The organism is Streptomyces sp. NPDC001634 (genome assembly GCF_040298185.1).
GTDB lineage: Bacteria > Actinomycetota > Actinomycetes > Streptomycetales > Streptomycetaceae > Streptomyces.
Genome location: NZ_JBEOZU010000022.1, coordinates 16,949 through 29,798, shown reverse-complemented (window position 1 = coordinate 29,798; position 12,850 = coordinate 16,949). Strand labels below are relative to the sequence as shown.

The 12,850-nt window shown below is 70.4% G+C and carries 11 protein-coding genes and 3 pseudogenes; 6 read left to right on the top strand and 8 right to left on the bottom strand.

Going from position 1 to position 12,850, the window contains the following annotated elements:
* The first annotated feature begins 29 nt into the window (after positions 1-29).
* Together ABT186_RS16785 and ABT186_RS16780 are read left to right on the top strand one after the other, a co-directional pair.
* Entirely contained in the window at positions 30-758 is a 729-nt protein-coding gene (locus ABT186_RS16785) for a response regulator transcription factor (protein WP_351235812.1), read from the top strand.
* Entirely contained in the window at positions 748-1,860 is a 1,113-nt protein-coding gene (locus ABT186_RS16780) for a sensor histidine kinase (protein WP_351235810.1), read from the top strand. Before ABT186_RS16785 ends, ABT186_RS16780 begins: the two co-directional genes overlap by 11 nt.
* 65 nt (positions 1,861-1,925) lie before the next feature.
* Here ABT186_RS16780 and ABT186_RS16775 read toward each other — a convergent pair whose 3' ends face one another.
* The 4 genes from ABT186_RS16775 to ABT186_RS16760 all read right to left on the bottom strand — a co-directional run bounded on the left by ABT186_RS16775 (position 1,926) and on the right by ABT186_RS16760 (position 5,246).
* Positions 1,926-2,978 (bottom strand): NAD-dependent epimerase/dehydratase family protein, encoded by a 1,053-nt coding sequence (locus ABT186_RS16775; RefSeq protein ID WP_351235808.1) that lies wholly within the window; start codon positions 2,976-2,978, stop codon positions 1,926-1,928.
* A gap of 52 nt (positions 2,979-3,030) precedes the next feature.
* Positions 3,031-3,624 (bottom strand): hypothetical protein, encoded by a 594-nt coding sequence (locus tag ABT186_RS16770; RefSeq protein WP_351235806.1) that lies wholly within the window; start codon positions 3,622-3,624, stop codon positions 3,031-3,033.
* A 75-nt stretch (positions 3,625-3,699) separates the two neighbouring features.
* Positions 3,700-4,113 carry a hypothetical protein gene (locus ABT186_RS16765; protein WP_351235805.1) on the bottom strand — a complete coding sequence of 138 codons (414 nt, stop codon included), beginning with the start codon at positions 4,111-4,113 and terminating at the stop codon, positions 3,700-3,702.
* A complete protein-coding gene (locus ABT186_RS16760) occupies positions 4,110-5,246 on the bottom strand; it encodes a molybdopterin-dependent oxidoreductase (protein ID WP_351235803.1) in 1,137 nt (378 codons plus the stop codon). The genes ABT186_RS16765 and ABT186_RS16760 overlap by 4 nt, the downstream gene beginning before the upstream one ends.
* 531 nt (positions 5,247-5,777) lie before the next feature.
* Here ABT186_RS16760 and ABT186_RS16755 point away from each other — a divergent pair.
* A pseudogene (locus ABT186_RS16755) lies at positions 5,778-6,143 on the top strand (phosphorylase family protein); the annotation flags it as partial.
* Positions 6,144-6,194: 51 nt separating this feature from the next.
* Here the strand turns inward: ABT186_RS16755 and ABT186_RS16750 are convergent.
* Entirely contained in the window at positions 6,195-7,463 is a 1,269-nt protein-coding gene (locus ABT186_RS16750) for an RNA-guided endonuclease InsQ/TnpB family protein (protein WP_351235801.1), read from the bottom strand.
* A gap of 299 nt (positions 7,464-7,762) precedes the next feature.
* Here ABT186_RS16750 and ABT186_RS16745 point away from each other — a divergent pair.
* Positions 7,763-8,562 (top strand): IS5 family transposase gene (locus tag ABT186_RS16745; RefSeq protein WP_351925623.1). Its coding sequence is split into 2 segments (ribosomal slippage): positions 7,763-8,098 and positions 8,101-8,562, totalling 798 coding nucleotides; the frame shifts between segments, so codons are not numbered across the junction.
* A 39-nt stretch (positions 8,563-8,601) separates the two neighbouring features.
* Here the strand turns inward: ABT186_RS16745 and ABT186_RS16740 are convergent.
* Positions 8,602-9,135 carry a DinB family protein gene (locus tag ABT186_RS16740; protein ID WP_351925571.1) on the bottom strand — a complete coding sequence of 178 codons (534 nt, stop codon included), beginning with the start codon at positions 9,133-9,135 and terminating at the stop codon, positions 8,602-8,604.
* Positions 9,136-9,528: 393 nt separating this feature from the next.
* On the opposite strand from ABT186_RS16740, the pseudogene ABT186_RS16735 reads away from it, so the two are divergent.
* Positions 9,529-9,901 (top strand): annotated as a pseudogene (locus ABT186_RS16735) (glycosyl hydrolase-related protein); the annotation flags it as partial.
* Here ABT186_RS16735 and ABT186_RS16730 read toward each other — a convergent pair.
* Positions 9,902-10,363: a hypothetical protein gene (locus ABT186_RS16730; protein ID WP_351233725.1), complete on the bottom strand. Its 462-nt coding sequence runs from the start codon at positions 10,361-10,363 to the stop codon at positions 9,902-9,904.
* Positions 10,364-10,496: 133 nt separating this feature from the next.
* Positions 10,497-11,121, bottom strand: a pseudogene (locus ABT186_RS16725) (hypothetical protein).
* A 174-nt stretch (positions 11,122-11,295) separates the two neighbouring features.
* Here ABT186_RS16725 and ABT186_RS16715 point away from each other — a divergent pair.
* Positions 11,296-12,810 (top strand): helix-turn-helix domain-containing protein, encoded by a 1,515-nt coding sequence (locus tag ABT186_RS16715; RefSeq protein WP_351233719.1) that lies wholly within the window; start codon positions 11,296-11,298, stop codon positions 12,808-12,810.
* Positions 12,811-12,850 lie beyond the last annotated feature (40 nt).

Below are 12,850 nucleotides of genomic sequence, written 5' to 3'. Positions count from 1 at the left end.
AGCAGAGGGACAGTGCGAGACTCGACACTGTGAAACGCGTACTCGTCGTGGACGACGACCCGACCGTCTCCGAGGTCGTCTCCGGATACCTGACCCGGGCGGGCTTCGCCGTCGACGTGGCCGCCGACGGCCCGTCCGCCGTGGCCGGCGCCACCGCTCAGCCGCCGGACCTGGTGGTACTGGACCTCATGCTGCCCGGCATGGACGGACTGGAGGTCTGCCGCCGCATCCGAGAAGCCGGACCACTGCCCGTGATCATGCTGACGGCGCGAGGCGACGAGGAAGACCGCATCCTCGGCCTGGAGGTCGGAGCGGACGACTATGTCACCAAGCCCTTCAGCCCCAGGGAGCTGGTCCTGCGGGTGGAGTCCGTGCTGCGCCGTGCGGGAGCGCTGATGGCCGCGCAGGGCGCACCGGCCGCACCGGCCGCGAGCGGACTGCGGTCCGGGCCTCTCGCTCTGGACCCCACAGCTCGCCGGGCCACCCGCGAGGGGAATGAACTGGCGCTGACCATCAGGGAGTTCGATCTGCTGGAGTTCTTCCTGCGCAATCCCGGGCGGGCCATCAGCCGAGAGGAACTGATGCGCCGCGTGTGGGGCTGGGACTTCGGTGACCTGTCCACCGTCACCGTCCACGTACGGCGGCTGCGCGAGAAGATCGAGAACGACCCGGCCAGCCCCCGGCTGATCAGCACCGTGTGGGGGGTCGGCTACCGCTTCGACGTACCCGGGACGAACGGGGCGGACCATGCTGCGTGACACCTTCCTGATCGCCCTGTACGCGGCGATCGGCGCGGGCGTCGCCGGACTGCTCGGTGTGGCCGCCCTGAGGCTGCTGCGCAAACGCTCGGTCGCGCTGTCACTGACCGTGGTCGCCGCCGTTGCCGTGGCCGCGATGCTCGCCGGGACGATGCTCGTGTCGTGGGCGATGCTGCTGTCGGATCACGACCTGTGGGTCGTCACCATGGTGTGCTCCATCGCAGCGGTCGTCTCCCTCGCGGTGGCGCTCGTCCTCGGCCGCAGCGTCGTCAAGGGCAGCCAGGCCCTCGCCGAGGCCACCCGCGCCCTCGGTGACGAGGGCCGCTTCACCCCGCCCAGGACCGCGCCCACGGCCGAACTGGCCCAACTTGTCCGCGAGTTGGACGCCACCAGCGCGAAGCTGGCCGCATCCAGGGAGCGTGAGCGCGCCCTGGAGGAGTCCCGACGGGAACTGGTCGCCTGGATCTCCCACGACCTGCGCACCCCGCTCGCCGGGCTCCAGGCGATGACCGAGGCGCTGGAGGACGGCATGGTGGACGATCCCAGCGTCTACCACGCCCGGATCCGCACGGAGGTCGGGCGGCTCAGCGAGATGGTCAGCGATCTGTTCGAGCTCTCCCGCATCCAGGCCGGCGTGCTCGCCCTGAACACCGCCCGCATGTCGGTCTACGATCTCGTCGGCGACGCGATCGCGGGCGCCGACGCCCTCGCCAAGGAGCACGGCGTACGGATCGTCGGCGACGGAGTCGAGCCGGTACCGATCGAGGTCGACGGCCGCGAGATGTCCCGCGTCCTGGCCAACCTCCTCGTCAACGCCATCCACCGCACGCCCAACGACGGAACGGTGGCGGTCTCCGCCCGGCAGGAGGCCGACAGCGTCGTCGTCTCGGTGACCGACAGTTGCGGCGGCATCCCGCCCGAGGACCTGCCCCGCGTCTTCGACACCGGCTGGCGCGGCACCGACGCCCGCACCCCGCCCGCCGGCGCGGGCTTGGGTCTTGCCATCGTCCGGGGCATCGTCGAGGCCCACCGCGGCCAGGCCGCCGTCCACAACGTGCCCGGCGGCTGCCGCTTCGAGGTCCGCCTGCCGTCAGCCGCCTGAACCCCTTTGGGGAAGGGCCGCCCCGTGAGAGCACGGGGGCGGCCCTTCCACATTGGCAGGAAGGCTCAGCCGGCCCGCAGCGGGGCCACCGCGAACTCCGCCATTCCCTCGGCGAAGCCCACCTCCGGTTTCCAGCCCAGTTCGTCGCGCAGCCTGCGCGAGGAGGCGGTGATGTGGCGGACGTCGCCGAGCCGGTACTCCCCGGTGACGACCGGTGCCCGCCCGCCGTGTGCCACGGCCAGGGCGGCGGCCATCTCCCCCACCGTGTGCGGCTCGCCGCTGCCGACGTTGTACGCCCGCAAGCCACCCTCCGGCAGACCGGACAGCCCGCTCAAAGCCGCGAGGTTGGCCCCCGCGACATCCCGCACGTGCACGAAGTCCCGGCGCTGACCGCCGTCCTCGAACACACGGGGTGTCTCGCCACGCGCCAGCGCGGACCGGAACAGGGAGGCGACTCCCGCGTACGGGGTGTCGCGCGGCATACCGGGTCCGTACACGTTGTGGTAGCGAAGCGCCGCCACCCGCCCATCCGTTGCCCTTGCCCACGACGCAGCCAGGTGCTCCTGGGCGAGCTTGGTGGCCGCGTAGACGTTGCGCGGATCGGTCGGCGCGTCCTCCCCCACCAGGCCGGCGGACAGGGGCTCGCCACAATCTGGGCAGGGTGGTTCGAAACGCCCCGCGTCCAGCGCGGCGATCCGTCGCGGCCCCGGCCGTACGACGCCGTGCTGTGCACACTCGTAGCGGCCCTCGCCGTAGACGACCATGGAACTCGCCAGCACGAGTCGGCGTACCCGGGACTCGGCCATGCCTGCCAGCAGTACGGCCGTGCCCAGGTCGTTGCAGCCTACGTAGTCGGGCGCGTCCGCGAAGTCCTTGCCGAGCCCGACCATCGCCGCCTGATGACAGACGGCGTCCACGCCACGCAGAGCGTCCAGCACCGCTCCCCTGTCGCGGACGTCCGCGTGGCGCCAGTCGACATCATCAGGGACGGGCGGCGGCGTGTGGTGGGCGGCGGGCAGGAGCGCGTCGAGCACGCGTACCTCGTGCCCGGCGCCGGTGAAAGCGCTGACGATGTGCGAGCCGATGAAGCCCGCACCTCCGGTGACCAGGATCAACATGCTTCGACGCTATGCCTGGATGCGCGTATGTGGATGCCGGGGCGGGGATCCGTCAGGGGTTCGTAAGCCTTCCGGACCGCCGGGACGCGGCCACGCTCAGCAGACCGAAGCCCACGGCGAACGCGAGCATGGTGAACACGCCGCGGGGCCAGAAGATGTGACTGTCGAGGAACGACCAGCATGCCCCGAGCACCACCACGGCCCCGGGCAGCACGCGGACGCCGTGGCGCCGCAGCAGTACCGCGCCGGCGGCGAGAGCGGCGACCGTCAGCGCGTACACCCCTGCCCGGCCCAACTCGTCACCGGTCGAGAACAGCCACCCCACCGCCCCATGCACCCCGTGGCCCGCCACCGTACCGGCGGAGATACCGGCCACCGCGTCCAGCCCTGAGTAGTAGGCCGCGTAACCGACACACCCGGCCCAGACCAGCACAGTGAGTGCGCCGTCGAGGTCACGCGCCGGTCTGCCCCACAGCGGCACCAGCAGGCCGAGCGCCAGCAGAGGGAAGGCGGGCAACAAGGCGACGTGCAGCCCCGCCCAGTGAGCGGCCGTCGACGCGGTCAGATGCCGTGGATGGACCAGGCCCGCCACAGCCAGAAGCAGGGGCGGCGCCGTTACGAGGGCCACCGTACGAAGAGTTCGCATGGCGCCACCGTAGGAATGCCCCGGGCTCGGCGTGGCCGTGCCGGCGGTGCGTAAGACACCCGTAAGACGCCGTCGTCACGAAGGTGGACGTCGTCGGCTGCGACGGACCTCCTTCGACACCACCAGCAGAGCCGTGACCGTGGCCACGGCCACCAGCGTCAGCAACCAGTTGCGCGGGTAGTCGAGCGGCAACACCGTCGAGTTGGCCCGCGGCCCCGGTCGAAGCAGCACCGGCAGCGCCACTGCGGTCAGGGCACCCGCCACGAGCAGCGCCCCACGGATCGGCCCCCTCACCCCGCCACGGACCAGCACCAGCCCGACGAGCAGCACCACCGGTGCGATCAGCGCGTCGTGCAACACGACCGCCCCGCCGAGCCACTGCAGCACACCCAGCAGATCCTGCTGCCTGTCCAGCAGCAGGGACGCGCCGACGCCCATCAGCGCCAGCCCGCCGGCGCCGGCCAGCAGTCGCAGCACGTTGACCCTCATGACAGCACCTCCAGTCGGCCGACCCACTTGGTCTGCAGCACGCCCGGACGGTTCGGGGCGATCAGGCGCACCGGATAGCCGTGATCAGGCGACAGTTCCTCGCCGTTGAGGCGCAGCGCGAGCAGGGTCAGCGGGTCCCGGGCGTGCTCGTGGCCCATCTCGGAGACCCGGTAACCACCCCGGGTCTGCAACGACACCACCCGTACCCGCGCGTGGACCGGGGTGCCCGCCCGCTCCAGCAGGTCCACGACGCGCACGCCCGTCCAGTGCGCCGACTTGCTCCACCCCTCCACGCAGGCGATCGGCAGCTCGACCTCGTGCTGGGGCAGTGCGCGCAATTCGTCCAAGGTGAGTGTGAAGGGCCGCGGTCCGGCGACGGTCAGGCGGTAGCGCTCCGCGTGGACAAGGCCGACGCCGGCCGCGGCGGCGGTCCGGTTGACCGGCAGGCCCTCGGGACCATGGTCAGGGTGGCGGGGTGCGAGGAGGGTGAGGTCCTTCAACGGGGTGAAGGACTGTCCGACCGTGGTGACGGTGACCGCGCCGACCGCCGCCGCCACCGCGGCGAGCAGGGAGCGCCGGTCAGGGGCGTCCTCGGCGGGCAGGGCCAGCGTGCCCGGCGAGCGACGGCTCCAATGCGCCGCGATCTCGGGTGCCTTGACCGCGATGTGCAGGACCAGCGCTCCTACCACCACCCAGGCCACGGCGTAGTGCACCTCCACGAAGGAGAAGGGCCACGGGTACCACTGGGCGGTGTTCAGCAGACCGGTCGCCAGCTCGAAGAGGGCCGCCGCGACCAGGACGGCCACCGACACCCGCTCCAGGGCGTGCCGCACCGAGCGCACCGGTGGCCACTCGAACAGCCGGGGATACACCGTCCACAACTTGGCCAGCAGCAACGGGATCGCCGCGATGCCGGAAGCGACGTGGAGCCCCTGCGTGAACCGGTAGCCCCACACCGGGCGGCTCGGCAGGTCGTCGGCGAGCCATCCTGGCGGGTGCTGCATGAAGTGGCTGATCAAGCCGGTGCAGAAGCACAAGGCGAACGCCAGGCCGAGCCACCGCCCGATCGAGGTCGCCGTGCGGGCGTCGTGCAGTCTGCCCTTGAACACCGGCGGAAAGAAGCGCGATCTCATGCCTTCCATCCCACCTGAGGGAAGGCTGCCACGGAACGTCCGACCTCCTTACGGAACAGGGACGTCTACCGGCCACGGGGCATGCGCAGCACCCACGGGACCCCACCCGTCGCCGTCCTGACCACTGCGTGCGTCGGCGCATTCCCCCGTGTTCGGCATTCAACGCGCACTGGACCACCGAGAGGACCAACGGACCGCGTCCTCCGCTTCTTGCGGGACTCATCGAAACACTCGACACGCCGTCCAGCACCTCGAAGTCCTCCACATGGGGCTTCCAGGTACGCCTACTGCGAGGCAGTCGGGTCGGTGCACAGCCTTGCGTGAGCAGCACAGCCGCAGCGTGAGGACGCACATGCGTTGCTGCCCAGCCAGGGCCAGCCACGTGTCCGCGAAGTCGGCCTCCGACTCCTCACCCGCAGCTTCGACGAGGGAGCGTGCCATCCAGGAACCCCCGGGCCGCCGTGGCCTTCGCCCCCAACGCCCGTCCTCCCCGCAGCCGTCCTGATAGCCCGGAACACGTCAGTGCGTACAAGCGACTCCCTCTTCCTCGGCGAGATAGCCGGCCGGCGGGTCGCCTTCCTCCCCCGCCACGGCCGCGCCCACCATCTGCCACCGCACCGGATCAACTACCGCGCCAACCTGTTGGCGCTGCGCTCCGTCGGCGTACGGCAGGTGCTCGGCCCGTTCGCGGTGGGCAGGCTGCGCCCGGAGTACGGGCCGGGCACGCTACTGATCCCCGACCAGCTGGTGGACCGCACGAAGACCCGGGTGCAGACGTACTTCGACGGGCTGCCGCTGCCGGACGGCACCGTGCCGAACGTGGTCCACGTGTCCCTGGCCGACCCCTACTGCCCCGTCGGAAGGATGGTCGCGCTCAAGGCGGCGCGCGGACGGGACGGATCAGTCACCTTCTCGGCCGTGAACGGCCGAGCTTGTGCACTCGGTCGTTCACACCTCGTCGCGCTCCCGACTGTCCCCTACGACAGGACGGTCACGGGTCGCATCCACCCAGCCCCCACCAGATGTCAGGGGGAGGGTGCGGGTGCGGTGACGAACACCCACGCCGAGCGTGCGCGATCGCGCACGTTGACCCCGGCGACGACGTCGGCCGGGCGTGGGGGCACCTCCCGCTCGAGCGAAGCCGAGAGTGGGGGAGAGCCCGCACCGACGACAGCGGAAATGATCCCGGTCGGGCCGGTTGGCCCGCTCTGCGTGGCCGCAGCGCGGGCAGCGCTGCGAGGTATGGGCCGCGTCCACTTCGAGGAAGGGCACCCCGGACTTGCGTGCCTTGTAGGCCAGGTGGTGTCCGAACTGGTGGAAGGGCCAGGAGGAGAGGGTGCCCCGCTGGTCGCGGCGTAGCCGTACCCGCTCGCGGATCCCGCCGAGTGCCTCGACGGCGATCCCGCGACCGGTGCGTTGCGCGACGGACACGATCTCCTTGCTGATGCGGTGGTTCACATGCGTGCCATGACGCTTCTCCTTTTGCGCGCGGCGCGTGAGGCGGCGGGTGGCCGAGCGGGTCTGCCTGGCCTGCAGTTCGGCGCGCTTACGGGCTTGCCAGCGACGGTATCGGCCCAGCCGACGCCCCTGGTAGTTGGTGCCGTCACTGGTGGTGGCCAGGTTCACGATGCCCCGGTCCACCCCGATCCAGTCGGCCGGGTCGTACGGGTCGGGATCGGGCAGGTCGCAGGTAGCGATCAGAAACCACTTCCCGCCCCGCCGGACCAGATCGCTCTCGCCCTTGCGGTACTGCACGAGAGTCTTGAGCTGATCGGCGGAGCAGGCGAACCGGATGCCCTTCATCCGCCCGTCCACGGTCCAGATCGACACGGTGCGCGCGTCGTACTGCCAGGACAGGCAGCGGTCGTCGAACGGCTGGGCCGCCTCCGGACGGAAGCTGACGGGGGTGCCGACGGCCTTGCGGTACCGCTGGGAGGCGGGCGAACCCAGGTTCCCGGCCTGCAGGTTGGCCTTCAGCGTCGCGTAGGCGTCGACGACCTTCTTCACCGCCCGCACCGCCGGCTGCGCCGACAGCCCGAACGTCACCTTCAGGTCCGCATACACCTCTTTCTGCAGGCCATTGCGGTCCTTCAACTTCTTGGCGAAGGCAACGTGCGACGCGTAGGTGGCGGCCCGGTTGCAGGCGCGCAAGGTCGCCTCGAGCGCCGACGCCTGCTCGGGCGTCGGCAGCAGCTTCACCTGGACCACCAGCTTCATGACGTCGGACCGTAGTACGACGACCGCACGCGCGACCGACACTTCCTCAGCGATCACCAGTCCCGGTGACCCGTGGGATGGTTGTTCGCATTCCCCGGCTCCGCCAGGCGGCCGTGCGGGCGCTCCGCGCCCGTGGGAGAGTGGATGCGACGACGCTCCGCGTCGCCGGGACGGGGAGGCCATTCCTCCCCGGCGTGAACGCCGGGGCATCCTCGCCAGAACCAGGTGAAGAGCGGTCCGGACGGCGCTAAGACGTCATCTCATTTGGCTGACTCGGTAGGCTGTCGCTCGTGGTGGGGATCGTTGAGCGGCTGGTGCCGGACGAGTTGTGGGAACTGTTCCAGCGAGTGGTGCCGGAGGCTCCCTCGCGGCCTCAGGGTGGTGGACGGCGTCGGCACGGTGACCGCGAGGTGCTGGCTGCGATCGTGTTTGTGGCCACGTCGGGCTGCACGTGGCAGCAGTTGCCGTCAGCGTCGTTCGGGCCGTCGGGGGCGACGGCCCACCGGCGTTTCACCGAGTGGACGAAGGCCAGGGTGTGGGCCAAGCTCCACCGCCTGGTCCTCGACGAACTCGGCTCCCGCGGCGAGTTGGACTGGTCGCGCTGTGCGATCGACTCGGTGAACATGCGGGCCCTCAAAAGGGGGATCTGACAGGTCCGAATCCTGTCGACCGGGGCAAGTACGGCTCGAAGATCCACTTGATCACCGAGCGGACCGGTCTGCCCCTCTCCGCCGGAATCTCGGGGGCGAACCTGCACGACAGCCAGGCCCTGATCCCACTGGTGAAGGGCATACCGCCGATCCGCTCCCGCCGTGGACGCCGACGACGCAAACCGGGAAAGCTCCACGCCGACAAGGGCTACGACTACTCCCACCTGCGGCGATGGTTACGTGAGCGGGGCATCACCCACCGCATCGCACGCAAGGGCATCGAGTCCTCAACCCGCCTGGGCCGCCACCGCTGGACCATAGAACGCACGATGTCCTGGCTCGCCGGATGCCGTCGACTGCACCGCCGCTACGAGCGCAAAGCCGAGCACTTCCTCGCCTTCACCAGCATCGCCTGCACCCTCATCTGCTACCGCAGACTCACCAAATGAGATGACGTCTAAGGGCCGCGCCCGGAGGTGTGAGGGGACTCAGCTCTGCGTACTGCCGTCGATGAGCTCGCGGATGACGTCCGCGTGGCCGTTGTGTTGGGCGTATTCCCTGATCATGTGCATCATGATGCAACGCACGTCGAGATCCCCAAATCGGTGGTGCGTGCAAACATCATCCAGTGAAGCCCCGGCGAAGATCTCGCGGCTGCGCTCGCAGGCGGCCAGGTAGCGCGCGACGTCCTCAGGCAGTGTCGCGCCGTCGTCCAACAGGAAGTCACCGTCCCTGCGCTTCGGCCAACCGAAGGGCGCGGGTTCCTCGCTCTGCTTGATGACGTTAATAAACCAGACAAACTCGACCTTAGTGAGGTGTCGCACCAATCCGTGCAGGGTGGTGAGGGACGGAACGACACGCCGGGCAGCCTGTTCCTCGGTCAACCCATCGAGCTTCCTCAGCAACTCGGCGCGATGGTAGTCGAGCCACCCGGCCAAGGCCTCACGTTCAGACGCGATGGTGCGCAGGTCGACGGGCTTGAGCGGCGAAGCGAAGGTCTGCGGTCCAGAGGCGTCATTCATGGGTGCATTGTCGCAGGCGAGGTCAACGCCCGATCCTGATGGGGACATCCTGCTGTACAGCAGAGAAGTACAGCAACCACAGCAACCGACCATGACCCACAGCAACCCTCAGGAGCCGAACGACTGCCTGTATGACCTCCGTTGACCGATCTCTGTAAAGCTACGGATCAGAAGGTCGCCACACGTCCCGAGGATGAGTACCGCGTGCCACAGCCGTGCCGGATACAGAGGTCAGCCGCGGTCAGCAAGGGGCGCTAACAGCGCCGAACCGGACCGCCCGGATGCCCGCAGCATGCTCAAGCACGCCCTGGCGGCCGCGGTCTCGGACGGCGGGGAGCAGGCGGCGTGTACCGTGGCGGACACGCCGCCGGAGCTGCCGCCCATCACGGTGATGACCTCGCGCAGCACCGGTTCACGTACGCGCTGCGGCCGGACGCGGACATCACGCACGCGGTCGCCGAGAGGCTCGCCCTGAACCTGCCGTTGCCGGTGGCCGGGGCGCAGGTCGTGGAGCCGCTGGTCCACGTAGACCGACCACCCGGCCGTGACTGTCGAGTCGGTGAAGCCGACGGAGGACCGCAGCGGGGATGTGGTGGTGCGACTGTACGAGTCCCGGGGCGGCCGGGCGCGGGCCACCCACACGCCCGGGTTCCCGGTGGGCCGGGCCGAGGTGACGGAGCTGCTGGAACGGCCGCTGCGCGAAAGCAACTTGGCCTTCGAGCTGCGACCGTTCCAGGTCCTCACGCTACGGCTGCGACCGGAGTGACTACTTGCGTCCCACGCCCTTCTCGCCGATGTGGAAGATCCTGTGGCTGCCGCGGGTCATGTCGACGACCAGCTTGGTGGTGGTGCCGCTGCCCCAAGTGAAGGTGACGACGGCCTCCGTGTAGTTGCCGGCGGTGCCGTTGTCGGTGACCTTCCAGGCGAGCGGGACGTTCTGGGCGCGCAGGACGCCGTCGGCGTGCTCCCGGTCCTCCCAGGCCGCCAGCTCCTTCTGGAAGGCGGGGGTGAGGTAGTGGCTGCGCAGGGCCTTTCCGAGGTTGCCCCTGTCCTCGTCGAGCACCGCGTCGATGTAGGTGCCGTAGAAGTCGGCGATGCGAGTGATGTTGTCGGACGTCTTGCCGCTGACGCTGCGCGGGGCGCCGACGGAGGCCTGGGCCGTGGCGCCGAGGCCGAGGGCGACGGCGAGGACGCCGGCGGTCAGGACGGCGCGGGTCTTGCTGCTCATGTGTGTTCCTCGTCTTCCGAGTCGTGCCGAATCACGCCGAATGGCGCTGTCGGTGGTCGATGGGCCGCCCTCCCCACCCCCGTGGCGGAGGGTAGCCCCGGTCATGCGGTCCTGCCGTCATGCCGTCATGCCGTCAGTGGAGTTTGTTCACGGCCGTGACGGTCGTTCTTCTTGAAGACCTTCACCGGCGCGTCCCCGAAGCCGCCCAGTTGCCCCCGGTCGACGACCGTGACGGTCCTGCCGTCACGGTCGACGGAGAGCAGACGGATGCCGGAGGCTCCCCAGGAGACCACCGTGTGCAGGCCGCAGGCGTGGGCGCTCTCCTCGACGGGCAGCGTGCCGAAGTCCTTCAGCGTGGCCTCGGTCTCCGGGTCGGCCTTCTCGAGGCGTGCCGTACAGGACTTGATGTCCTTGTCCAGCCGCGAGAAGCGCCCCTTCGCCGCAGCCGTCGCGGACAACTGCACGCTGACCTGACGGGCGTTCGTGTCGAGGTCGGTACGGAACTCCCGGTACCAGGTGTCCGAGCCGTCACTGCCCAGCGCCATGCTCAGGCAGCGGTCCTGTTCCACCGCCTCCGGTATGTCGGCGGTGACCTAGCCGGCCGTCCAGGACGGGCTCGGGTGCGCCGGGAGATCGGCCGCCGCGAGGAAGTCGGGCGCCTTGGCCGCGGCGTTCGCCGGCGTGGAGAGCGTCGCGCAGAGGGCGAGGCCCGTGACGGCGAGTGCGAGGAGCGTGCCTGCTCGGGTGCGCTTGGGCATGGGTGTCCCCCGTGGATGAGTGCATGGGTGTCGTCTGTCGCCCGCCGCCGGCTGGTCGGTCCGGCCCTGGTCGGTGCGACACCAAGAGCATCGGCCGTCACGGTGGCCCGGCGCAACGCCGGACGCCCGTCCGGCGACGGTGGAACCGTCCCAGCCCATCTGACGTGCAGGTATATGGACCGCCTGGGATACGGGGACACGTGGGAGGACGGGGGAACGGTGTCGACCGGGGACGACGTCGAGCAGTTCGCGGCGCTGCTGCGCCGGCTCAAGGACCGCACGGACCGGAGCTACGGCTCCCTGGCCCGGCGCCTCAACATGAACACCTCCACGCTGCACCGCTACTGCGCGGGCGAGGCGGTCCCGCAGGACTACGCCCCGGTGGAGCGCCTGGCCGCCTTCTGCGGGGCGACACCGGAGGAACGTCTCGAACTGCACCGCCTGTGGCTGCTCGCGGTGACGGCACGACAGCGGCCGAGGGCGGGTGAGGGGGCGGCGGAGCCGACAAGGGCCGAGGAGGCAGCGGAGCCGACAAAGGCCAAGGGGGCGCTGGAGCCGACAGGCGGCGAGCGGGCTTCGGGTCCGGACAGCCGGACGGCGCGGGGCGCGGGTGGCGGCGCGGACGGCATCGGTGGTGACGGGGGCAGCACGAGCGGTGCGCCGCCGCGACTCGACGCGGGCGCACCCGACGCCGGGCTGCCCGCTCCCGGCGCTCCCGGATCGGGCAGTCCCGAGCCGACGGCCCAGTGGGAGGCGGCCTGCTCGACCGGACGGCCCTGGTACCGCCGTCGCCGCACCGTCGTCGGCGCCGCCGCGGCGACCGTGCTGCTGGTGACGCTGGGCAGTCTGTCCGCGCTGTCGGCCGACCGGTCTCACGACAACTCCGCCAAGGCCCCCGGTCAGTCCCGTACGACAGGAACCGGTACGTCACACCACCCCTCGGCCCCTGCGACCAGTCCCTCCCCCAGCCGTTCGTCGGCCTCGCCATCCGCAGGAGTACGGGCTTCGGGGATCCCCGAGAAGAGGGGCGGACCGTCGGCGGACACGAAGAGCGATGCCTCCGTGCCGCTCGCCTGGACCGCCGACTCGCAGATCTGGGAGGGCGGTTGCATGCACGACTACGTCATCGAGAAAGAGCCGATCCAGGTGCCCCCGCCGCCGGTGCAGCAGGACGCCGGGGTGTGGGCGGCGACGCAGGGGGCGGTGCACGGGCGGCAGACGATGGTGCAGATCTCGGTGCAGGGGAAGTCGTCCACGGCCGTGGTCCTGGAGGCCCTCCGGGTCCGTATCGTCAGCCGCGGCACCCCGGTCACCGGCAAGGCGTACAACACGGGCCAGGGCTGCGGCGGCGACATGAGGCCCCGTGACTTCTCCGTGAACCTGGACGTCAACCGCCCGATCGCCCACGCGCGCCCCGGCGACGACACCGGAAAGCCCATCCCCGCGGTGCAGTTCCCCTACCGCGTCTCCGCCGAGGACCCGGAGGTGCTGCTGGTCACCGCGACGACCGAGGCCTACGACTGCAACTGGTACCTGGAACTCGACTGGTCCTCCCAGGGCCGCACCGGCACGGTCCGCATCGACGACCACGGCCGCCCGTTCCGCACCAGTAGCATCAAGGGCCTGCCCCACTACTGGTACGGCGCGAACGGCCACGGTGTGCGTCAGTGGGTGCCTGTCGGCTCTTGAGGTGCGCCGCATGGCCGGCGACGCCCCGGCCTGCCCTGGT

What these genes read in the sequence shown, in the direction of transcription:
- ABT186_RS16780 (WP_351235810.1), top strand. Translation starts at nt 748, where the DNA reads ATGCTGCGTGACACCTTCCTGATCGCCCTGTACGCGGCGATCGGCGCG.
- ABT186_RS16775 (WP_351235808.1), bottom strand. Translation starts at nt 2,978, where the DNA reads ATGTTGATCCTGGTCACCGGAGGTGCGGGCTTCATCGGCTCGCACATC.
- ABT186_RS16770 (WP_351235806.1), bottom strand. Translation starts at nt 3,624, where the DNA reads ATGCGAACTCTTCGTACGGTGGCCCTCGTAACGGCGCCGCCCCTGCTT.
- ABT186_RS16765 (WP_351235805.1), bottom strand. Translation starts at nt 4,113, where the DNA reads ATGAGGGTCAACGTGCTGCGACTGCTGGCCGGCGCCGGCGGGCTGGCG.
- ABT186_RS16760 (WP_351235803.1), bottom strand. Translation starts at nt 5,246, where the DNA reads ATGAGATCGCGCTTCTTTCCGCCGGTGTTCAAGGGCAGACTGCACGAC.
- ABT186_RS16750 (WP_351235801.1), bottom strand. Translation starts at nt 7,463, where the DNA reads ATGAAGCTGGTGGTCCAGGTGAAGCTGCTGCCGACGCCCGAGCAGGCG.
- ABT186_RS16740 (WP_351925571.1), bottom strand. Translation starts at nt 9,135, where the DNA reads ATGAATGACGCCTCTGGACCGCAGACCTTCGCTTCGCCGCTCAAGCCC.
- ABT186_RS16730 (WP_351233725.1), bottom strand. Translation starts at nt 10,363, where the DNA reads ATGAGCAGCAAGACCCGCGCCGTCCTGACCGCCGGCGTCCTCGCCGTC.
- ABT186_RS16715 (WP_351233719.1), top strand. Translation starts at nt 11,296, where the DNA reads ATGGACCGCCTGGGATACGGGGACACGTGGGAGGACGGGGGAACGGTG.